General features: G+C 41.4%; 22 protein-coding genes. 11 read left to right on the top strand and 11 right to left on the bottom strand.

The window, feature by feature from the left end:
* Positions 1 to 284 precede the first annotated feature (284 nt).
* The 4 genes from P5G49_RS04555 to P5G49_RS04540 are packed head-to-tail and all read right to left on the bottom strand — an operon-like array spanning position 285 to position 4,233.
* Positions 285 to 995 carry a response regulator gene (locus P5G49_RS04555; RefSeq protein ID WP_301242267.1) on the bottom strand — a complete coding sequence of 237 codons (711 nt, stop codon included), beginning with the start codon at positions 993 to 995 and terminating at the stop codon, positions 285 to 287.
* The gene (locus tag P5G49_RS04550; protein ID WP_301242266.1) at positions 988 to 2,613 is read right to left on the bottom strand and encodes an ATP-binding protein; all 1,626 of its coding nucleotides are present in this window, start codon (positions 2,611 to 2,613) and stop codon (positions 988 to 990) included. Before P5G49_RS04550 ends, P5G49_RS04555 begins: the two co-directional genes overlap by 8 nt.
* Before the next feature lie 54 nt (positions 2,614 to 2,667).
* On the bottom strand, positions 2,668 to 3,558 hold the full coding sequence (locus P5G49_RS04545; protein WP_301242265.1) for a DMT family transporter: 891 nt from the start codon (positions 3,556 to 3,558) through the stop codon (positions 2,668 to 2,670).
* Between the two features lie 60 nt (positions 3,559 to 3,618).
* On the bottom strand, positions 3,619 to 4,233 hold the full coding sequence (locus tag P5G49_RS04540; RefSeq protein WP_301242290.1) for a sterol desaturase family protein: 615 nt from the start codon (positions 4,231 to 4,233) through the stop codon (positions 3,619 to 3,621).
* 147 nt (positions 4,234 to 4,380) lie between these two features.
* Here P5G49_RS04540 and P5G49_RS04535 point away from each other — a divergent pair, with 147 nt between their 5' ends.
* The gene (locus P5G49_RS04535; protein WP_301242264.1) at positions 4,381 to 4,953 is read left to right on the top strand and encodes an N-acetylmuramoyl-L-alanine amidase family protein; all 573 of its coding nucleotides are present in this window, start codon (positions 4,381 to 4,383) and stop codon (positions 4,951 to 4,953) included.
* Between the two features lie 65 nt (positions 4,954 to 5,018).
* Here the strand turns inward: P5G49_RS04535 and P5G49_RS04530 are convergent, their stop codons facing one another.
* A complete protein-coding gene (locus tag P5G49_RS04530; protein WP_301242263.1) occupies positions 5,019 to 5,546 on the bottom strand; it encodes a CarD family transcriptional regulator in 528 nt (175 codons plus the stop codon).
* A gap of 139 nt (positions 5,547 to 5,685) precedes the next feature.
* Between P5G49_RS04530 and P5G49_RS04525 the strand changes: the two genes are divergently transcribed.
* Positions 5,686 to 6,111 carry a MarR family winged helix-turn-helix transcriptional regulator gene (locus tag P5G49_RS04525; protein ID WP_301242262.1) on the top strand — a complete coding sequence of 142 codons (426 nt, stop codon included), beginning with the start codon at positions 5,686 to 5,688 and terminating at the stop codon, positions 6,109 to 6,111.
* 174 nt (positions 6,112 to 6,285) lie between these two features.
* Positions 6,286 to 7,944: a malate:quinone oxidoreductase gene (locus P5G49_RS04520; protein WP_301242261.1), complete on the top strand. Its 1,659-nt coding sequence runs from the start codon at positions 6,286 to 6,288 to the stop codon at positions 7,942 to 7,944.
* Between the two features lie 50 nt (positions 7,945 to 7,994).
* On the opposite strand, the gene P5G49_RS04515 is transcribed toward P5G49_RS04520, so the two are convergent.
* Positions 7,995 to 8,438 carry a GNAT family N-acetyltransferase gene (locus P5G49_RS04515; protein WP_301242260.1) on the bottom strand — a complete coding sequence of 148 codons (444 nt, stop codon included), beginning with the start codon at positions 8,436 to 8,438 and terminating at the stop codon, positions 7,995 to 7,997.
* Between the two features lie 132 nt (positions 8,439 to 8,570).
* On the opposite strand from P5G49_RS04515, the gene P5G49_RS04510 reads away from it, so the two are divergent.
* From P5G49_RS04510 to P5G49_RS04500, 3 genes are read left to right on the top strand one after another with little or no spacing between them, the layout of a single operon-like run.
* Positions 8,571 to 9,320, top strand: a complete 750-nt coding sequence (locus P5G49_RS04510) for a methionine ABC transporter ATP-binding protein (protein ID WP_301242259.1) — start codon at positions 8,571 to 8,573, stop codon at positions 9,318 to 9,320.
* Positions 9,313 to 9,975: a methionine ABC transporter permease gene (locus P5G49_RS04505; RefSeq protein ID WP_301242258.1), complete on the top strand. Its 663-nt coding sequence runs from the start codon at positions 9,313 to 9,315 to the stop codon at positions 9,973 to 9,975. Before P5G49_RS04510 ends, P5G49_RS04505 begins: the two co-directional genes overlap by 8 nt.
* 16 nt (positions 9,976 to 9,991) lie before the next feature.
* A complete protein-coding gene (locus tag P5G49_RS04500; protein WP_301242257.1) occupies positions 9,992 to 10,822 on the top strand; it encodes a MetQ/NlpA family ABC transporter substrate-binding protein in 831 nt (276 codons plus the stop codon).
* Positions 10,823 to 11,147: 325 nt separating this feature from the next.
* Here the strand turns inward: P5G49_RS04500 and P5G49_RS04495 are convergent, their stop codons facing one another.
* Both P5G49_RS04495 and P5G49_RS04490 read right to left on the bottom strand, forming a co-directional pair.
* Complete coding sequence (locus tag P5G49_RS04495) at positions 11,148 to 11,849, bottom strand: YjjG family noncanonical pyrimidine nucleotidase (protein ID WP_301242256.1); 702 nt, start codon at positions 11,847 to 11,849, stop codon at positions 11,148 to 11,150.
* A gap of 47 nt (positions 11,850 to 11,896) precedes the next feature.
* Positions 11,897 to 12,403 carry a DUF1648 domain-containing protein gene (locus tag P5G49_RS04490; RefSeq protein WP_301242255.1) on the bottom strand — a complete coding sequence of 169 codons (507 nt, stop codon included), beginning with the start codon at positions 12,401 to 12,403 and terminating at the stop codon, positions 11,897 to 11,899.
* A gap of 144 nt (positions 12,404 to 12,547) precedes the next feature.
* On the opposite strand from P5G49_RS04490, the gene P5G49_RS04485 reads away from it, so the two are divergent.
* Complete coding sequence (locus P5G49_RS04485) at positions 12,548 to 12,847, top strand: DUF378 domain-containing protein (protein ID WP_301242254.1); 300 nt, start codon at positions 12,548 to 12,550, stop codon at positions 12,845 to 12,847.
* A 42-nt stretch (positions 12,848 to 12,889) separates the two neighbouring features.
* On the opposite strand, the gene P5G49_RS04480 is transcribed toward P5G49_RS04485, so the two are convergent.
* Together P5G49_RS04480 and P5G49_RS04475 are read right to left on the bottom strand one after the other, a co-directional pair.
* Positions 12,890 to 13,465, bottom strand: a complete 576-nt coding sequence (locus P5G49_RS04480) for a hypothetical protein (RefSeq protein WP_301242253.1) — start codon at positions 13,463 to 13,465, stop codon at positions 12,890 to 12,892.
* Between the two features lie 122 nt (positions 13,466 to 13,587).
* Positions 13,588 to 14,994 (bottom strand): purine-cytosine permease family protein, encoded by a 1,407-nt coding sequence (locus P5G49_RS04475; RefSeq protein WP_301242252.1) that lies wholly within the window; start codon positions 14,992 to 14,994, stop codon positions 13,588 to 13,590.
* Between the two features lie 282 nt (positions 14,995 to 15,276).
* On the opposite strand from P5G49_RS04475, the gene P5G49_RS04470 reads away from it, so the two are divergent.
* The 4 genes from P5G49_RS04470 (at position 15,277) to P5G49_RS04455 (ending at position 19,009) form a co-directional block, all read left to right on the top strand.
* Positions 15,277 to 15,801, top strand: a complete 525-nt coding sequence (locus tag P5G49_RS04470; RefSeq protein WP_301242251.1) for a sigma-70 family RNA polymerase sigma factor — start codon at positions 15,277 to 15,279, stop codon at positions 15,799 to 15,801.
* The gene (locus P5G49_RS04465) at positions 15,794 to 16,954 is read left to right on the top strand and encodes a hypothetical protein (RefSeq protein WP_301242250.1); all 1,161 of its coding nucleotides are present in this window, start codon (positions 15,794 to 15,796) and stop codon (positions 16,952 to 16,954) included. Before P5G49_RS04470 ends, P5G49_RS04465 begins: the two co-directional genes overlap by 8 nt.
* A 99-nt stretch (positions 16,955 to 17,053) precedes the next feature.
* Positions 17,054 to 17,764, top strand: a complete 711-nt coding sequence (locus P5G49_RS04460; RefSeq protein ID WP_301242249.1) for a GNAT family N-acetyltransferase — start codon at positions 17,054 to 17,056, stop codon at positions 17,762 to 17,764.
* Between the two features lie 303 nt (positions 17,765 to 18,067).
* Positions 18,068 to 19,009: a Gfo/Idh/MocA family protein gene (locus P5G49_RS04455; RefSeq protein ID WP_301242248.1), complete on the top strand. Its 942-nt coding sequence runs from the start codon at positions 18,068 to 18,070 to the stop codon at positions 19,007 to 19,009.
* A 274-nt stretch (positions 19,010 to 19,283) separates the two neighbouring features.
* Here the strand turns inward: P5G49_RS04455 and P5G49_RS04450 are convergent, their stop codons facing one another.
* Positions 19,284 to 20,477 (bottom strand): coenzyme F420-0:L-glutamate ligase, encoded by a 1,194-nt coding sequence (locus tag P5G49_RS04450; RefSeq protein WP_301242247.1) that lies wholly within the window; start codon positions 20,475 to 20,477, stop codon positions 19,284 to 19,286.
* Positions 20,478 to 20,531: the final 54 nt, after the last annotated feature.

Below are 20,531 nucleotides of genomic sequence, written 5' to 3'. Positions count from 1 at the left end.
AAGAAACGGGTATGGAGATTGACACGGTAATCGGAGATACAGCTTATTCGGAAAAAGATAATATCCTCTACGCAAAAGAAAATAAGCTTCAATTGATATACCGAAGTCCACTCTTGAAAAAGAAAGGTTCATGTAAGCGGATACATACCTGACTAAAAAAAGTATCCGCAAAAAAATAACCATCTCTATTTCAAAATATTCTATAGTTAGAAATTTATCATAGAGAGGTTAAATGTATAAGTTTATGTAACTAAAATCACTAATGGATGTTTTGGTTGTTTTGTTCATTTTGTCCACAGTGTGTATTTTCGTTCAGGGCGGCCTATGTCTCCGTATTTTAACTTGGCATCCGCAACCTTTATGGACACTAAGTATTCCAAATAGCGCCGCGCGGTCGATCGACTTACGCCTACTTTGCTTCCGGCATCCAACGCAGTTATGCCGGACTCATCGCTTTCTTGTAAGATATTTTTCACCTTTTCTAACGTAAGTTGATCGATTCCTTTCGGCAATCCTACCTCAAGATCTTCTATATTTGATGTTGAAATTACTTGATGGCCTGTCAAGCGGTCTATCTCCTCTTGTTGCAATTCCGACTTTGTCGTGAAAATATACTTTTGGTTTTGGAAGCTTAATAATGTACGTTCAAATCGTTCAAAATCAACCGGTTTTACGATATAATCGAAAATCCCGCCTCGAAGCGCTTCAGCAATTGTTTCCACTTCTTTTGCTGCAGTGATCATAATGACATCAATCTCTGCAAACTCATTTCGTAATGTCCAGAATAAATTCATTCCTTGAACGTCTGGAATATAGACATCCAATAGAATCAGTTGTGGCAAACTACTTACGCTGCGCAAATAAGTAAGTGCCTCTTCACCTGTCTTTACAACATTCTCTACAATAAATCCTTCTACACGATTGACGAATTGACGGTTTATCTCCGCAATTCGAAAGTCATCTTCAATAATTAAAACCTTAATCGTATCAAGCATATGGTTTCCTTCTTTCATCCACTTCTTTCGGTATTGAAAGCACGAAGCTTGCACCGCCAAGGTCTCCTTCTTCCAAATAGAGTTCCCCGCTTAATCTTTCTACAAGTTGTTTTGTAAGTGATAGGCCAAAACCACCATGTTCTCCTTCTTTTAAAGTAAATCCTTGTTCGAAAACCTTGTTCATATACTGGGCGGCGATACCTTCACCGGAATCATCGATTTCAAAAATAATATCATTTCCAATATCCGTAAAAAAGATTGCTATTTTACGTTGAGCCGGTGGAGCCTTTCTCACGGCATCCATCGCATTGTCGAATAAATTTCCGATAGCGGTCAGCAATGCTTCACTCTGCATTTCATTTAAGTGAGTTGTTAGTATACTATCCTCTTGAACTGTAATCTCAATCCCTAACTCGCTCGCCTGATTGATTTTACCAAGTAAAAGTCCACTTACTTTCGGGTCTGACACTTTTTGAATGACCAAGCGAATCCAGTTTTTTTGTACCGAGCTTTCCTGCTGGATATAGGAAATCGCTTCTTCTTTTTTACCAAGTTGCAATAGACCAAGAATCGTATAAAGCTTGTTCGAGAATTCATGTGTCTGTGCCCGCAACGCATTTGTATATTGTTTAATCGATCGTAATTCCTTTGTTAATAAATCAATTTCGGTTTTGTTCCGGAATGTGAATACCGTCCCAGCCAATGAGCCTTTGTCATAGATGGGCATTTTATTGGCGAAAACAATTGTATTGCCAATAATTATTTCCTCATCGATTCGGTCATTACTATCTTGAAGGAAATTAAGCAAATGCTTTGCAGCTGTGAGATCGTTGATTGACATACCTTCGTAGTTTTTTGAATGAATGACTTGATTGAAAAGTAAGCGTTGTGCAGCAGAGTTGATTAGCGTAATCATGCCGGTTTGATTTACAGCAATAATGCCTTCATGTGTGGATTGAAGAATCGCTTCTTTTTGAACTAATAAATGTGTAATTTCTTCCGGTTCCAGGCCGAATAATAATTTTTTAATGTACGATGCGATAAGAATTGCACCAATTACAGCTAAAATGGCGGTATTCAACAGAACAACCCAAAGATGGATGTTATAAGACTTTATAATTGATTGGATATCATTCACTAGAAATCCGACCGATACAACACCCACAATTTGACCGTCCAAGTATACAGGGACTTTTGCGCGCACTGAACTGCCTAATGACCCAACCGCCTTTGAAACATAAGATTCACCAAAAACCAATGCCCTCTCATTGTCTTCTCCCACCATTTTCTTTCCGATTTTTTCCGGAATAGGATGTGCGTATCGAATCTCTGCGGTATTACCGATGACTATAAACTCTGCTTTTGTTGCTTTTTGAATAGGCGATACAAGGGGATTAATAATGGATGCAGGGTCATCGTGTTTAAACGCTTCAGCTAATTCCGGGATAAGTGCTACACTTTTCGCTACACCAAGTGCACGATTGCCAACTTGCTCCTCCATTGCGTTGGATATGAAATGACCGATATAAAGGCCGATTCCCGTAATAATCGCAATGACAAGGGCACCTACTAATACGATCATTCTCATTTTGAAGTTAACTCTATTCTGTCTATTCATCAATCGTATGCTCCTTACATAAAAAAGTGAGAAGCGAATGCCTCCCACTCATTCTTACATATATCCAATTTTACGTCTTGAAAATCTAATTGAATTATTCTCGCTGATAAATGTGGAGCCTAACAGTAATGCTCCGCCAATCAATTGAATAAATGTCATTTGCTCTTGCAAAATAACTGCGGAAATTAGTAAAGATGTAATGGGGTCCGCATAACTTAAGGCAGCAATACTCTGTCCTTTCAACTTTCGTATACTTGAGAAGAATAATAAGTAAGCAAAACCAGTATGTACAAACCCGATGATGACGATAAACGGAATTGTGGAACCGGGAACGTTCAATACACCAAATCCTTCAGTGAGAAATACATATGGCATAAGTAGCGTTGTTGCAATTCCAAGTTGGATTATTGTGGTTTCTAATCCGTCCATATTCTTGATGAACTTATTAATAAGCATTAAAGATGCATAAAATGCGGCGGCGATTAATCCATATCCAATACCAATCAGATCCCCTACACCGGATGTACTGACCTTTCCGTTGCCGACAATGAACAACATACCAAGCATGGCGATACCAATACAGATTATTTTCTTTGCTGACAGTTTTTCTTTCAGAACGATTGGCGACAGAATCGTTACAAATACAGGAGCGAAGTAATAGCTCAGTACAGCATTTGACAAGGTCGTATGCTTGATCGATTCGAAAAAGAAAATCCAGTTAGCGCTTAATGCGATACTTGAAGCTAACAAAAGAACGGCATTTACTTTCACCAACGCCCATGGAATCTTTTTCTTCACTATGAATATGACAGTCATTAAAAATAAGCTTCCGATTAAACCACGTAATAAAGCTATTTCACTTGATGATAAATCGATATATTTTACAAATAGACCAATCGTTCCAAATATGATCATTGATAATGTAAATTGGAATTTGGATTTCATAGTATACTCCCTTTAGTCGTTGAAGTAGCCATATACGAATTTTTAATAAGTTCCCCCTTATTATACCCTCTTTTCCAAGTTGCGGGCAGTCTTGCTTTTTTCTACGGCCTTCTGGTCAGCGTATGTCCCTAACAATTTATCATAGACTGGATTGGTGACACCATACCAATAATCTTCGTTTTGAAAATGATGCCAGAGATGCATCTTCTTCATCTGTTTGCCCCAAGGAGTCTTTGGATTGATTGGTTGATGTGCAACATAATGTGCCCACTCGTAATACAAAAGCATCGCTGCAATTCCACATCCATAAGCAATTGCGAAAGCCGAATTCCCGAAAATAGCGTAAACAATCAATGATATAACAATGATTTGTGGCAAGCTATACCATACCGGCAAGAATAATAGTTTCAAATTTCGTGGGTCGACGTGATGGTCAAAATGAATACGCTTTATAAATTTCAGCAATAGCGGATTTTTTGGTGTCTTCATATGAAAAACAAATCGATGATTAACATACTCGGCACCTGTATAGGTAACCATTCCGAGAAATAGGGCCAGCCATATCGACCATTTATTTATTTCTGTAACAATAAAAGCAAGCCCCATAAGCAGTACCACAACCATTATCAAAACGTGAATATCACTAAAAAACTCCTTCATGTACTTTTTCAATATGAACACACTCCTCATTATATGGATTTTATCAATATGAAACATTCTGACTATATTATACAAATGATAATCTGTTATGTATACTATCCCTCGTCCAAAATCCAAACTATATATAGAGAGAGAGGATGATAATAAGAAAGGAAGATGAATATGGTGAAAATCGTGAAAATCGTTCTGGATGCAGGGCATGGTCTTAATACGCCTGGTAAGAGCTCGCCTGACGGGGAGAGGGAATGGGAATTCAACAGCCAAGTAGTTCAGGCTTGTGCTGCGAAACTTGCTACGTATGGAAATGTACAAGTGTTGCGTGTTGACGACCTAACCGGAAAAACGGATGTGCCACTACGTGAGAGAACGGATCGGGCGAATAGGTGGAATGCCAACGTTTATGTAGCTGTGCATCATAATGCAAATACGGGTAAGTGGGGTGTTTGGACAGGTGTGGAAACATATGTGATGAATTCGCCTGCTGTCAGTCCTAAATCATTGGAGCTTGCACGACTTGTCGGACCACGGATTGCTGAAGCGATGGGATTGAAGGATCGGGGGGTGAAAAGGGCAAACTTTCACGTGCTGCGTGAAACGAAAATGCCTGCCATTCTGACAGAAGGCGGCTTCATGGATTCTAAAATCGATATCCAAACACTTCGTTCAAAGGAAAGACTGAAGGCACAAGGTGAAGCATTGGCTGAGGCACTTGCAGTTTATTTCAAATTGCAATAGAAAAAGGCAGACACCAAATGTGCCCGCCTACTCCTATAGAGATTTATATTATTTGGTGGATTGTCCTACTCTGCAATCGGCATAGTCGAATCAGTACTTGAGTCGGAAATAAGTTGTACAATTCGATTCGAAACTTTATCGGGTGTCGTAGATAACGCCAATGCTAATTCTTCAATCAGTATTTGGCGTACTGAAGATAAAATTTCAATATCCCGTGATCCTAATTTCTTTCCGTCGCCTGCTAAATCCACTTCTTTGCGTATTATTGTATTCGCTAAAGCAGCAATTTGGAGAGAGTCACCCGTTTTCAAAGTGGAACTGAAAGACTGATAACGTGCAGAAGGATGGGCAATCCATTTGTCAGTTGGTTTTGTGAAACATTCCAAAATAAGATTTGCTTTTTCTTCAGAGATAATATCTTTTAACGTGGACTGGTCGCTGTTTACGGGACAATAAATTGTTAGCGTAGGCTGATCAATCGGATGCAAAATATAGTAGGATTTCGTTTCCTCGCCGAATGTTTCTTCAGACATGTCCTTTATTTTACATACGCCATGTGAGCCGTACGTGACTAAATCACCGACTTTAAACATAAGCATACCTCCTATCTTAGTATCAAACGTCAACTAAGTTTACATATAGTATATGCTATATTTTCTATTATGTCAACTTAGTTGACGCGTTGGCTGATTTTCATTATAGTACGGATATATATATCACGGAGGTAATGACATGGGTATTGATCTAACAACAAGAAATGTCCTCGATTTAATGAGAGGGCATTATACGCAATTACGTTCTCTTGCGGAACAAATTTGGGGAGAAGAAAAAGATATTTCAATTACAATTTCGGAGTGGTATATACTCTCTTCCATACAAGAAGGAAACGATACAATTACAAAGGTTTGCAAGCAAAATGATATTTCCAGACAAGCCGCTCATAAGTTTATTAATGGGTTGGAGGGGAAGGGCCTTGTAGTTACAACGTTGAGTGCGGAACGCAAGGGAAAAAAGGTTATTAATCTGACCGATTTAGGCAGAGAATGCTATACGGAGACAGTAGTATTGAAAAATAGGATTGATGAACAAATATTGGCAAGTTTAGGAGAAGACAATTTTCAACGATTACTAGATTTGTTGGACAGGGAATGGATATGACACTATCGAAATAAGAACCTATAGTCGTTTTGATTTATCACTAACTGTGATACAATATACAGGGTTAAGATTGAATCGGAAAAGGTGTGTTCCTAGGTCTCGCCTTGGCTTGCTGATGCTTAATGGGAGCGCGTACATCCTTTCTCAAATCTCAAGGCATAAAGGAAGGTAAATATGAGTAACAGACAAAATACTACAGACGTTATCTTAATTGGCGCCGGAATCATGAGTGCAACTTTGGGGACTTTGTTGAAAGAATTAGCACCAGATTGGAAGATTAAAGTGTTTGAGAAACTCTCTGATGCAGGAGAGGAAAGCTCGAATGAATGGAATAACGCGGGTACGGGCCACGCTGCATTATGTGAACTCAACTATACTGTTGAAAAACCCGATGGCTCCCTTGATATTAGTAAAGCAATAAAGGTCAATGAACAGTTTCAACTTTCAAGACAATTTTGGTCATATCTTGTAAGTAGCAATTTGATAAGCAATCCAGAGGACTTCATCATGCCGTTACCTCATATGAGTTATGTACGCGGGGAAGAGAATGTGAAATTCTTGAAGAAACGTCATGAGGCGCTGTCCAATAATCCTTTATTCAAAGGTATGGAATTCTCTGAGGACTTAGAGACACTAAAAGAGTGGCTTCCGTTAATGATGAAGGGGCGGAATGTAAAAGAACCGATTGCAGCGACTAAAATCGATTCCGGCACAGACGTCAACTTTGGTTCGTTGACGCGCATGTTATTCGATCACTTGAAGAGGAACAATGTTGATATTAATTACCGACATAATGTGAATACCATTAAACGTACAAGTGACGGTCAATGGGAGTTAAAAGTTAAGAATCTCAGTACCGGTACAGTGGAAAGCCATAAAGCAAAATTTGTCTTTATCGGCGCTGGTGGCGGAAGCTTGCATTTATTGCAAAAAACCGGCATTCCAGAGAGTAAACATATCGGTGGCTTCCCCGTGAGCGGATTGTTCATGGTCTGTAAAAATCCTGAAGTGGTTGAGCAGCATCATGCGAAAGTGTACGGGAAAGCATCTGTTGGTGCGCCACCTATGTCTGTTCCACATTTAGATACGAGATATATAGATAATAAAAAATCATTGCTTTTCGGTCCGTTTGCCGGTTTTTCACCGAAGTTCCTTAAAATGGGTTCCAATATGGATCTGATCACATCAGTGAAACCAAGCAACGTATTTACAATGTTAGCTGCTGGGGCAAAAGAAATGTCATTGACGAAATACCTGATCCAGCAACTGATGTTATCGAAAGAACAGCGTATGGAAGAATTACGTGATTTTGTTCCTGAAGCAAAGAGTGAAGATTGGGATATGGTAGTTGCTGGTCAACGTGTCCAGGTCATTAAGGATACTGAGGCGGGCGGCAAAGGTACACTTCAATTCGGTACGGAGGTTGTCACAGCTGCGGATGGATCGATTGCCGCGTTGCTTGGAGCGTCTCCAGGTGCTTCAACTGCCGTCCATGTAATGCTTGAAATTTTGAATAGATGTTTCCCACAACAGATCAAAGAATGGGAACCGAAAATTAAAGAAATGGTACCATCTTACGGAGTTTCGCTTGTCGAGAACCCTGACCTTCTTGATGAAGTCCATGCTTCAACTGCACAGGCACTTGGTTTAGTCACTGAGCAGCCGGTTGAAGATGAAGTTATGAATACTGAACAAGAAGCAACTCAAGAAGAAGGTTCGGTTGATGTTGAAACAGGAGATACCGAGGCGGACGATACATTGGGAGTAGACCGAGAAGTTCCTAATGTGGATGCCAACCTTGTCGTGGAAGATGATCCGAAGAAGGAAGAATAAATGAATGTAAAAAGCTGACAGGGCTACTTGCCTTGTCAGCTTTTTGTCTATTAAAACGTATACCGGGCGACTTGCTCACCGTCAATCACGAAGCCTTCTACTTCCTGGAATCCAATTTTTTCGTAAATCCGTTTCGCATGTTCATTTGCCGGTTCATAGGACAAGGTAACTGTTTGATGATAATCCTCTTTAATTTCCCGAATATCATCCATTACAAGTTGAATCGCTTTTTTTCCATAGCCTTTGCCCTGATGATTTTGGTCAATCATCATACGATAAATCCAGTACTCATGGTCGTCATCGTCTATACCATATAGCGCAAAGCCGACCATTTCCTTGCCGTAGAAAATACCTTTTGCGGTGAAATTTTCAAGAAAATTCAACTGTGCCAACGAAAATACATTTGATGCCACAAAATTCACTTGATCCTCCCGGACGCGGAGTGAAATCGCCTTATACCAATTTTCTTTTGTTATCTCCTCTAAATGCAACATGATTCATCTCTCCCTTTTGGTAAATTATACAAAGAGAAATATAGATGTGGATAGTCCTGAAATAAATAATTATTAATGTTATAATAGTTAACGTCGCAATCACCCTTCAAATTTTTAGAAAGGGATTTTTTTATGATTATTTTACATAATGTCAGCAAGAATTTTGGGCAGTTTAAAGCCGTTAAATCCGTTTCACTATCGGTGCATAATGGTGAAATTCATGGCATCATCGGAGCAAGTGGTGCTGGAAAGTCAACTTTACTGCGAATCATGAATTTACTGGAAATCCCAGAGGCAGGCGATGTTGAGATAAACGGTAAAACATTAACAAAAATGCGTGGCAAGGATCTTCGACAAGCACGAAAGTCGATTGGAATGATCTTTCAACATTTTAATTTGGTGGCAAATAAGACTGTCTATGAAAATGTTGCGGTTTCCCTGAAGTTAGCAAGGTTTCCAAGACGACAACGTAAGGGTCGTGTGATGGAGTGTCTGCAGTTCGTTGGATTGGAACGTTTTCAGGACAAGTATCCTGCGCAACTGAGCGGGGGGCAAAAACAGCGTGTTGCAATCGCACGGGCACTCGCGAATAACCCGCAAGTTTTGTTATGTGATGAACCAACATCATCACTCGATCCTAATACGACAGCCGAAATCCTTGGTGTATTGGAAAATGTGAATAAGAGTCTTGGTGTCACAATTGTCATTGTCAGTCATGAGATGGACGTGATTAGAAGTATTTGCAATCGCGTAACCGTCATGGCAGATGGCGAGGTTTATGACACTGTTTCGATAGAGCCAAAAGGGATTCATATACTGGATAATAATCCGAAAAGCTTTGTGGAACAACTGACTAAGGATGGTGATGTAGGCCATGCCTGAAATTTTGGTTCAATATGAAGCTGAAATTTGGCAATCAATTGGTGAAACCTTTATCATGGTAGGGGTTTCAATCATAGCTGCAATTCTTGTTGGTCTACCTGTAGGTACGTTGCTTTATCTGTGTAGGAAGGGACAACTTTACGAGAATCATTTCATCTTTTCTATTTTGAATTTATTGGTGAACGTCACCCGTTCATTTCCGTTTTTATTGTTGGTTGTTTTTTTACTCCCGTTTACGAGAATGGTCATCGGGACAGCGATGGGTACAGCCGCTGCGACGGTGCCACTATCCATCATCGCCATCGCGCATTATTCGCGCTTAGTCGAACAATCCTTATTGGATGTACCGAGAGGCGTCATGGAGGCAGCTGTTTCAATGGGTGCTTCCGTGAGGGAAATCATTTTAAAATTCTTGTACGTCGAAGCCAGATCTGGCCTCGTCCTTGGATTGACAACGTCGATTATCAGTTTTATCTCCTATTCGACAATCATGGGTGTTGTCGGAGGCGGCGGAATTGGGGACTTTGCCATCCGGTATGGTTACCAGCAATTCAAAGATGATTTAATGATGTACATGATAATCATTATGGTCATACTGGTACAGCTCATCCAATTTACGGGGACAACTGTATCACGAATGATAGATAAAAGATAACATTAGGAGGAACAACATGAAGAAACTACTTATGTTAACGGTAATGCTACTAGTCCTATTAGCGGCTTGTGGCGGCAAGGATAAAGGTGCGGAAAAGCCTGCGAAAGTTCAAAAGGATGATGAAGTTGTGACGTTGAAAGTCGCTTCATTGATCCCACCGATGACGGAAATTCTTGAACTTGTAAAGCCAAAGCTCGCTGAAGAAGGAATCGAATTGGAAGTTGTTGTGTTAGGCGATAATGTTCAGCCGAACACTGCACTTGCCGCTAAAGAAGTCGATGCGAACTTCTTCCAACACGTTCCATACATGGAGCAATTCAATGCGAATAACAATGCAAATTTAGTTCCGATCACTCCAATCTATTTTGCAAACTACGGAGTATACTCGAAGGATTATAATTCAATGGATGAAATGCCTGAAGGCGCTGTAATCGCAATGGCGAATGATGTTTCCAACATCGATCGCTCATTGTCATTGTTGGCACAGCATGGAGTCATTGAGTTAGGCGAAAAGAAAGACACATACTACACGAAAGCGGACATCGTTAACAATCCGAAAAACTATAAGTTCGAAGAAGTCGACTTACTGATGCTTGCTCGCATGTACGACGATGCGGATGCAGTCGTTATGACACCTGCTTACGCAGCACCGCTTGGTTTGACACCGAAAAGCGATGCACTGCTCACAGAAGGCAGTGAAAACGACTTTGCAATCACATTAATCGCTCGCGAAGACAATAAAGACTGGGAGCCTATTCAAAAGTTGGCTGAAGCAATGACAAGCCCGGAAGTCAAAAAGTTCTTGGAAGAAAACTACGACGAAACAGCAATTCCAGCGTTTAAATAAATCATGATAAAAAGCCATTCCGGTTGTATTGTGCAACTGGAATGGTTTTTTTGATGTGAAATTGCATGCTGGAAACGACTGCGGAAAGTTATCGGTCACTTCCCGGCGGATATCGGTCAAATTCGCGAGGTTATCGGTCAAATATTGACATATATCGGTCAAGTTCACAAAGTTATCGGTCAGTTTCAGGAAGTTATCGTCGTTTCAGGACTTTCGACTCAGTAGTTTTCACGTGGAACAAATGCGGCCGTGGTGTAGAACTGGTAGCAGTACAATAAACTGTCGCGCTAAATGTCTTTAACAAATAAAAAACGACCGCGCCCATTCATCTGGACGCGATCGTTTGATTGACTATCATCTGAAACTCTTCCCAATCATGAATTTCATATGTAGGCTTTGCCATGCCGTTATTTTCTTTTCGGTTCGGATTATACCAACATGTATCAATCCCAAAATTATTGCCCCCGCGAATATCCGATGAAAGGGAGTCTCCTACCATCAGGACACGTGATTTGTCTTTGATTTGCAACTGCTTGAATACATGCTCGAAAATCCCAGGTTGAGGTTTTTGGAAACCAATCTCCTCAGATGTGAAGATTGCTTCGAATGTATCGGATAGACCGGAAGCAGCGATGCGCGCAAGCTGAACGTCTTTGAAGCCGTTTGTCAAAACAGCGAGTCTCGCGCCTTCAAGGGAATGAAGCATCCTTGTCACTCCATCAATCAAATGGACTTCTTTCCCTAAATAGTCAAGATACAATTGACCGAACGCCTCCGCATCCATCTCAAGACCGTGTTCAAGGAACAACCTTCTGAAACGCTCCGTCTTCAATTCGGACAACGCCATCTTACCTTGCTCCAAATCTCCCCAAAGCACTGTGCTGACCGCACGGTATGTGTCCCTAAAATCCGTCAATGCGTTAGGGAAACCATGTGTAGTGAAAACATTCGTAAACGCATTTTTTTCAGTTTCCACAAAATCCATTAACGTATCATCCAAGTCGAATAAAAACACATCATATTTCATTCTTACATCTCCTGACTGACTTAAGCTGTGTATTTAGTATATCACCATTATTTCTGTTTTATCGATCGGATAATAAAGAAAGCCATCGTACCGAACATAATGACAAGGAAAATAGGCAAGAATAGAATTCCAAGCGATTCGGCTTTTCCTAACGCCACTTGCGAAATATTAAAACTCAAGAAAACAAACAGTAGGACACATTGATTTTTAATTACATTGAGAAATATCATTGAATTTCTGTATTGGAATTCAATGTTACTTTCATTGAGATTCATGTAATTATGCCATTCCGGATGCTTCTCCAAAAACGTCAGGAAGATGGCCATTAAAACAGCAATCGCTGGAAGAAGGACGAGTTCCCATTTCGAACCCCAACGATCGACTTCGCCGGCAGCATTGTAATGTGCTGGAACTTGGTCTGGTAGTTGGTCCCATACGGAAATTATATAAATCATTCCTGCCAAAAAAATGATAATCGTCAGGAAATCGAATATCTTCTGCAATGAAGTTTTCGGGATATCTAATTTTGGTTTATTATAACTAAACTTATTCATATTCCCTCTACACACTCCTTTGTTCCCTTCTTTACGAGGAGAATTTGAAAAAGGTTTCAAAAAATTTGAACTTGCACTCACATGTATTAAATACTGTTTTTAGCTAAAGATAATAGGGCAAGAAGAATGAAGGAGGAATTCATGATGGGAGCAGTTCGGCGTATCGCTTTGGCTTTAACCATTATAGGCGCTTTGAATTGGGGCTTAATCGCATTTTTTCAATATGACTTGGTAGCTTCTTTGTTCGGCGGACAGGATGCATTTCTATCTCGAGTCATTTACGCTCTTGTAGCAATTGGAGGTCTAATTTGTTTAGGGATTTTATTTAAACCGGATGAAGATCGGGAAGTCGCTCCAGATCGACAGCGTTTCACGAATCCGAATCTTAACACTGAATTCGGTGAAGAACCAGACTTCAAAAAAGAGAAAGAACGAAAAGATTAAGTGGTGACAGGCGCCCGCCAAACAGAATTATGCGGGTGCCTGTCACTGCTTTCGTTCTTTTTTGATTTCCTTAATTTCCTTCATAAGCTCCTGATACCCTTCTTCCACTTCAGTCGTGGACGGCAAGAAGGGCTCCTCGTTAAAATCCACACGTTTTCCATAACGGATCATTTCATAGATAATCATGCCGTTGTTCGGCTTTCCGTTCATTGTAATCATCGGTACGATATCGAATAATACATAATAAAAAGCGTAAAAAATAAACCTTTCCCAAAACGTGCGTTGCCCTTCAATGATCCCATTTGCGAGCATCTCGTTAATTGTTAAAGCAATGACAATATTGATGAGGATGGGACCTGCATAGATGCAAATGTACGCAAGTTTGCTTTCTCTTTTTATCGAATCGAATGAAAACCAACTATACATATGATAATGCTTTCGGATATCGAATATGCCTAATTTTTTTATGCGCGGTCCTGACCCAATTGTAATCCTTGGATTTTCAACGCCGAAAATGGCACTGACGAGTAAATACCCCGATTCCCTCAGGAACACAACTACCGGCAGAATGATGAATGCCGAAATAATAAGTGATAGCAAATCAGAAAGTCCCAACATGAAAAGCACCTGCCTTAAGAAGCGAATGAAAAGCCCACAATATTCACGTACCCGTGTGGAATATGCTCAAACAATAAAAAAACCATGCCCGCTCATATTCAAGCAGGCATGGTTTTTTGCGTTTATCGTTTCAGTTTGTCCTCTTCTACTATATGAGGAGGTTCTTGCGATAGGTAATATGCTCCTTTTGTCAGTATCGCAATGATGACTGTCAAGATAGCAGCTAACACTGCGGCGAAAAATGCGGCAGTTGACTGGAGGAAGACCCCCATATAGCCAAGTGCTGCGATTGTACCGACCACACTTGCAAGAAGGAGGGAAACAACGCCGACAGGATTCCATTTGTACAAATAATCTTGTGTTGCAACATAATAATTTGGTCCGATTTTCAACCATTTTTTTACGATTAGCGCATCCGTTACCAAGATGGAAGCCCATGCAAATAGGAAGACACCTTGGAAAGTCATGACCGTAGCAAGATGGTCAACAATTCCTCCAAGCATTAATACGATTGCAGTCAATGCAGAGACCACGACCCAAAATCGTCGACCAGGGGTAAAACGGAAGATATTTTCAAAGAAGTTTGACAGGGAGAGTGAGCTACTATAAATATTTGTGACATTAATACGCAATTGCGTCAACATAGTAAATAACGCACCGCCGATTCCTAACAGCAGTACAATATAAACGCCTGGATCCGACTCCAAATAACGGACGCCGAACCAGATACCTAATCCTCCCATTACACCATAACAAAAAATTTGAGGAATGAACCCGATTGCTAAAGATCCGACTTTAATATCTTTAGGACGTAAAAAGCGGGCATAATCAGAAGCTAATAGAGCGGTTAAGCCCATAATTCCATTATGCATACCCATACAGAGTAGCAGAGCGGTTCCACCAAGCTGTACTCCTTCAGGCATATAAGAGAAAACAGGACCCGTATAGATAGCAGGTTTGATGAATGAAACGACAATTGCAGTGATCAAGAAGAAGATGAAAATAGGTAATGACCACTTCTGCAGCTTGTCCAGTTGTTTAATTCCAAACCAATTTAGAGGAATGACAATAAGTCCAAATACGAGGATTAAAACCCATTTTGGAAATGAAGGTAGGAAATGGTGCACAGCTGATATGAGAATCAGTCCTTCGAAAGCACAATACATGATAAAATTCGAAGCGTAAATGAGAGAAGTCAATGATGCTCCAATATAGCCGAAGCCGCCTCCTCGGGACAATAGGTTAACGTTCATTCCCGACTTAGCCGATAAATAAACGATGACTGTACCAAGCAGGCCTGCTACGATGATTGCGTAGCCAGCCGAAATGAGGGCATTGGGAGCCCCGAATTGAAGTGCCATCACGCTTCCCATTTGGAAGTAAAAAATAGCGGTAGCAATCCCGAACGTAATGTTCGTAATGCTAAGCCAGCCGGACTTTCGTTCCTCACGAGGTACACGGTCCAATGAATAGTCTTTGACGACTTCAACATCTGTGTCTTGTTTCATAGTAGTTTGTTCTGTTGTCATAGATATCAGCTCCTTGTTAAGTATCGCTCACTCCTTAAGCCCTTAGGCAATATTTTGGTCAAAACTTCTTCTATTAATGCGCACTAGAATATTTTATCAAAAAGTAATGAAAAAGTACAGGTGTTATATTGATTGGTATCTTGATTAAAAACATAAAAATCAATTTGAAATCAATGTGCGCTTTGTTAATAAACTATAAAAATCTAACATTATTTAATAAGGCGAGCGAAAATGAAACCGTTTCATCATTTGTTTTGTCTAACATTTAGGGAGGGAGGCGGAGTGGTGCAAAAGCATGAACGTGATCAATTACTTTTAACCGCTATTGATTCCTACGGGGATTACTTATTGCGGCTCATATATGCCATCATCAAAGATGAAAAGAAAGCGGAGGACATCGTGCAGGAGGTGTTCATCCGCTATTATCTGAACCTCGAAAAATTCGAGGGCCGCTCGTCCGTTAAAACGTACTTATACAGGATTGCCGTCAATGAGTGCCATAACTATTTTAAAAGCTGGGCATATCGGAAAATGGAGATTTCTAATCTGTTTGGTCATTTGTTAGTTAACAAAGATACGCCTGAAAAAAAGATTCTCCAAAAAGAGTCGGATGATCACATTGTGAAAATGATTGAAGGACTACCGCTCAAGTATCGGGAAGTTATTTGGCTGCATTATTATTCCGAGTTGACCGTCACGGAGATCGGGAGTGTGTTGAACTGTCCAGTGAATACAGTCAAAACACGGCTTGCAAGGGGTAGGGAAATGGCTCGTATAGCCTTGGAGGAGGGAAATGATTATGCATGAGCATTTGCGAAAAAGTTTAGATCAATCGATTCCTGAAAAAGTGACGTTAAAAGATGAGCAAAAACAAGCAATTTTAGCGGAAGCCCATCGTCGGTTGGAAAATGGTGCGCCTTCAAGGAAGCCTGCATTGAAGCCGCTTGTCACCGCGATTGCTGTTGTTGGGATTGCCGGGTTCTTAGGTATGCCGTACATCCAGAATGAGATAGGCGAACAAGCTATCGAAGAATCGACCCCTGCTGATGTTCTGCGGAAAGTTTCCATACCCGGCGAGAATCTTGGAACTTTGATTACCGCGATTTATGTAGATGAAACGAAGGAAATAATTTACTCGGACGGGAAAAGAATTATTGCGTTTGACACCGAATCGAATACAAAAGAGATTCTTATAGACGGGGATGCGAATATATCAGGTTATGAAGTTGTGGCAAACGAGAGTTGGATTGTTTGGAAGCAGGAAGACATAGAGGGATATTTCGTTTTGAATCGTTCAAACGGGGAAATTCGAAATATCCCTGATGAATTACATGACATGCAGATTGCCGGGGATCAACTGATCTATACGTCTGTAAGTTGGGGTGATGTATGGCTCACGAAGCTTGATTTGACGACGCTCGAACAGACCCGACTTTATGACAAGTTGCAAAAACAGTTTGGACATGAAGCGGTGGGTGAAGGAAAACTTGTTCTTTGGGATCCTTATACTGAAATTGACCCTATTCAAGTATCGTTTTCTGTATATGATCTCCAAACAAATCAAGAAATCGGTTCCTTTGTCTTTCCATATGAGAGTGTGTATAACCTTACTGTTTCCGAAAACAGGGTGTTTGCTGGCCTGTATAATGAAGGGGATGAGATGACTACCCTCGGTTATGTAGATTTATCAGATGGACAGTTCTACACAGTGGAGACGCCGGATTTTGTTTCGTATGCAGTGTATCGGGATGTGCTTGCGCTTAGCACTCCGGAAAAGAGCTCAAATACAGTCGAGCTTTATAAAATTAAAAATAACAAAGCGCATGCTTTACCGACGTTGAATCATATACAGGAACGCCTTGTGAGACCACGGTTTACACCTGAAGGGAAGTTGGTCGTTAATGTGGAGGGTGCCGGTTTTTATTCTTTGTATGTGGTGGATGCAAATAAGTTGGATTGAGGGACGGCAGCTGCGGAGGCTGCTGTTCTTTTTAAAAAGAAGGAATTACTCTGTTTTTGTTGAATAAAGTACGTTGATTCAATTGAAAGGGTTGGTAATGTGGATTTATTTAACACGATTAAGAAGGATCGGGAGTATTGGCTTGTGGATCAAGTGAAAGATGAAAGTGTACCTGATCAGGAATACATTGAGGTATTTGGTAGTTTATTAGCCGAATGGCGGGAAAATCAAGTCGCGTACTTGTCGCTGTTAATGGATGCAACGTATGAGGATTGGTTATTGGATCAGGGATTCCGTAAGGTTTCAACGATTGTAGAATATACACGGGAATTGGATGAGAGTTTCGCTGGCGAGCCTGGAATTTCTGTTGAAGCTTTGTCTGACGGGGGAATGTCTGACTCAGATTTTGCGGAGCTGTATGAACAATGTCGCAGCGGATCTGCGAATAAAAATAAATTGTTTACAATCGAACAAGTAATGGAGTCGCTTGAGAATGAACTTGGCCTTGAATGGAGAGCATCTTGTTTCATTTTCCGAAAATCCGGCGAGCCAATCGGTTTAAGCATCCCAATTATCGAGCAAGGAACAGTCGATGAGGGGCGCCTGTTTTATTTCGGTGTTATGCCGGAATGGCGAGGAAAGGGATATGGAGCTGCCCTTCATAGGATTTCACTCCAATTGCTGAAGGGGATTGGGGCTACAACGTATGTCGGCAGTACGGATGAAGCGAATCACCGCATGATTGGCATTTTTATGCGGAATGACTGTGTGTTGAGGAATCGGAAAGGGATCTATCGGATTGATCGGTGAGGAGTTGTCGTTTCAGTATGGAAGTTCTCGTTAATATGGGGAGAGTTCTCGTTAACTCCGGAACTCCTACTGCGTAGGGTAGGGTCTATTGTTTCCGCGTCAGGGTCCATTCTATTGAATTAGGGTCCATTTTTTCCGCGTCAGGGTCCATTCTTTTGAATTAGGGCCCATTCTTTCCGCTTCAGGGTCCATTCTTTTGAACAAAGGCCCATTCTTTCCACACCAGGGTCCATTCCAACTCCCGCAATAAACAAATGACAGCCTGCCCCACCTATTGTACGATAGGGAAAAGGGGGAATTTTCATGATACATATTGGAATAATCGGCCTTGGAGCCATTGGTCAGCGGTTGATCAACCAATTCAAACAGCACGATGCGGTCACAATAACGGCAGTGTGTGACCGAACGGAAGCACTCGCAAAGGAAACGGCCGACAACCTTGGCGATGTACAAGCCTATACCGATTATAAGCAGTTGTTATCGAACGACGAGGTGGATGTCGTCTACGTTGCGGTTCCGCCGAAATTCCACCACGCCATCGTGATGGATGCCATTCAGTCGAAAAAGCATGTCCTTTGTGAGAAGCCTTTAGCGAATTCATTGGAAGAGGCGAGAGAAATGGCGGATGCGGCAAAAGAAGCGGGCATCGTTCATGCCATGAACTTTCCGCTAAATTACGGTCAGGCGGCAACGAAATTCGCTGAGCTCATCAACGAAAACTATGTTGGCAAGTTGCGTCGCCTCCAGCTCTCCATGCATTTCCCTGAATGGCCGCGTGCTTGGCAGAAAAATGACTGGGTTGGCGGGCGAGAGCAAGGCGGCTTTGTCCTTGAAGTCGGCGTCCATTTCATCCAGCAAACGCTTAAATTATTCGGCGAGCTTCACAATATCCAAACTCGGTTGGAATTCCCGGAAGACCCTACGCTATGTGAAACGGGTATCATTGCCACGGCAGAACTTGCGGATGGCACGCCAGTTTTGATTGAAGGGATAAGCGGACAAGCTGGAAAAGAGCATATTGGATTTACCGCATATGGATCAGAAGGCGTCCTGACATTGGAAAACTGGGGTGAGTTACGGGGAGGGAAAACGGGTGACATTCTTGAACCAATTTCTCTTGAAACAGCCACAAACCCGCGTTTAATTGACGAGTTAGTAAAAGCAGTGAACGGGCAAGAAGCGGATCTATATGACTTTGAAGTTGGCTATCAAGCGCAGAAGGTGTTGGAGGCATTAAGGAAGTGAGGTAAGAGGAAATTCTCTTACCTTTTTTCTTTTCAATGAAAGAGTAAGTAAGAGTGTGGATAGTCAATAAGTCCCAAAATGACCATATATCTCGGGAAATAACCGATAACTTCCGGGAAATAACCGATAACTCTAAGCAATTGATCGATATCCGCCGGGAAATGATCAATAAACCCCGGGAAATGATCAATAACCGGAAAATCTTCCCCGGCAGAGCATCGCCCACCTCAAATTAACATGAAAAAGCCCTCAGTCAATGACCGAGGGCTGTATCTTACTTCGTAAAGTTGTCAAAATATCCTTGAATGAACACAATCGGAGTCCCTTTATCCCCGCTGCCTGATGTCAGGTCGGACAAAGATCCAATCAAATCCGTAAGTTTACGAGGGGTTGTCCCTTGGGATTCCATTGAGCCAACGAGGTCTTCCTCTTTATTCTCAATGAACTCATTGATCGCTTTTTTCAACTCGTCGCCGCGTAGATCAGCGAAGTTGTTGTCTGCAAGGTATTTCAATTTGATTTCATTTGGTGTGCCGTCCAGGCCTGCTGTGTATGCAGGGGAAACGACCGGGTCCGCAAGCTCCCAAATTTTGCCGACTGGATCTTTGAACGCACCGTCGCCGTACACCATGACTTCAACTGTTTTACCTGTCTTCTCTTTCAGCATTGCTTGAATTGAGTCGACAACCGGTTGGCAGTTGCGTGGGAATAGCTTCACGCTGTCTTCTGTCGCTTTATTGGAGCCTAAAAGTCCGTATGCTTCGTTATAGCCGCTGCCATCAACCGATTCTGAAAGGATATCGTCCAGGCTATAAACCTTTTCAGCGCCGTTCCCGTTCAAGATGCGTTTAGAACGAAAACGTGAATGAATATCACAAGTGAGCACGTTTTTTGTGTAATCAAGAATCGTCTTCGCGTTATTTGAGAAGATGACTTCGCATTCTACGCCGTATTCTTCAACGATTGATTTATAATAATCGATATAGTCGATACCAGTAAATGTATGTTTATTGTAACCGAAATGGCCACGGAATTCTTCTTCGCTTAAAACGTCCGTCCAAGGGTTGACGCCCTTTTCGTCGAGTGTGTCAATATCGACAAGATGATTTCCGACTTCATCGGATGGATAGCTGAGCATCAAAACGATTTTCTTCGCGGTGCCTTTCGCAATGCCTCGTAGACAGATGGCGAAACGATTACGGCTCAATATCGGGAAGATGACGCCGATTGTGTCGTCGCCGAATTTAGATTGAACGTCTTTCGCAATATGATCGACTGTCGCATAATTGTCTTGGGCACGAGCTACGATGGATTCCGTGATCGTGACGATATCTCTGTCATTGATCGTTAACCCTTCGACTTCTGCCGCTTTCAATACGCTATCTACAACGATCTCCTCGATATTATCCCCTTTATTAATAATTGGGCATCGAAGACCTCTGACAACCGTTCCAACTACTCTTTCCAATGTTATCGCTCCTTATCGCAAAACTATACTGACGATCTACTTGTATGATACTAC

This window comes from Sporosarcina highlanderae, assembly GCF_030433715.1.
GTDB classification, from domain to species: domain Bacteria; phylum Bacillota; class Bacilli; order Bacillales_A; family Planococcaceae; genus Sporosarcina; species Sporosarcina highlanderae.
This window is presented reverse-complemented; position numbering and strand designations above follow the sequence as displayed.

Bases quoted from the DNA above. Each gene is read 5' to 3' on its own strand.
- P5G49_RS04500 (WP_301242257.1), top strand. From the start codon at position 9,992: ATGAAGAAACTACTTATGTTAACGGTAATGCTACTAGTCCTATTAGCG.
- P5G49_RS04535 (WP_301242264.1), top strand. From the start codon at position 4,381: ATGGTGAAAATCGTGAAAATCGTTCTGGATGCAGGGCATGGTCTTAAT.
- P5G49_RS04545 (WP_301242265.1), bottom strand. From the start codon at position 3,558: ATGAAATCCAAATTCCAATTTACATTATCAATGATCATATTTGGAACG.
- P5G49_RS04510 (WP_301242259.1), top strand. From the start codon at position 8,571: ATGATTATTTTACATAATGTCAGCAAGAATTTTGGGCAGTTTAAAGCC.
- P5G49_RS04530 (WP_301242263.1), bottom strand. From the start codon at position 5,546: ATGTTTAAAGTCGGTGATTTAGTCACGTACGGCTCACATGGCGTATGT.
- P5G49_RS04475 (WP_301242252.1), bottom strand. From the start codon at position 14,994: ATGACAACAGAACAAACTACTATGAAACAAGACACAGATGTTGAAGTC.
- P5G49_RS04495 (WP_301242256.1), bottom strand. From the start codon at position 11,849: ATGAAATATGATGTGTTTTTATTCGACTTGGATGATACGTTAATGGAT.
- P5G49_RS04515 (WP_301242260.1), bottom strand. From the start codon at position 8,438: ATGTTGCATTTAGAGGAGATAACAAAAGAAAATTGGTATAAGGCGATT.
- P5G49_RS04520 (WP_301242261.1), top strand. From the start codon at position 6,286: ATGAGTAACAGACAAAATACTACAGACGTTATCTTAATTGGCGCCGGA.
- P5G49_RS04525 (WP_301242262.1), top strand. From the start codon at position 5,686: ATGGGTATTGATCTAACAACAAGAAATGTCCTCGATTTAATGAGAGGG.
- P5G49_RS04505 (WP_301242258.1), top strand. From the start codon at position 9,313: ATGCCTGAAATTTTGGTTCAATATGAAGCTGAAATTTGGCAATCAATT.
- P5G49_RS04485 (WP_301242254.1), top strand. From the start codon at position 12,548: ATGGGAGCAGTTCGGCGTATCGCTTTGGCTTTAACCATTATAGGCGCT.
- P5G49_RS04555 (WP_301242267.1), bottom strand. From the start codon at position 995: ATGCTTGATACGATTAAGGTTTTAATTATTGAAGATGACTTTCGAATT.
- P5G49_RS04490 (WP_301242255.1), bottom strand. From the start codon at position 12,403: ATGAATAAGTTTAGTTATAATAAACCAAAATTAGATATCCCGAAAACT.
- P5G49_RS04465 (WP_301242250.1), top strand. From the start codon at position 15,794: ATGCATGAGCATTTGCGAAAAAGTTTAGATCAATCGATTCCTGAAAAA.
- P5G49_RS04550 (WP_301242266.1), bottom strand. From the start codon at position 2,613: ATGAATAGACAGAATAGAGTTAACTTCAAAATGAGAATGATCGTATTA.
- P5G49_RS04480 (WP_301242253.1), bottom strand. From the start codon at position 13,465: ATGTTGGGACTTTCTGATTTGCTATCACTTATTATTTCGGCATTCATC.
- P5G49_RS04455 (WP_301242248.1), top strand. From the start codon at position 18,068: ATGATACATATTGGAATAATCGGCCTTGGAGCCATTGGTCAGCGGTTG.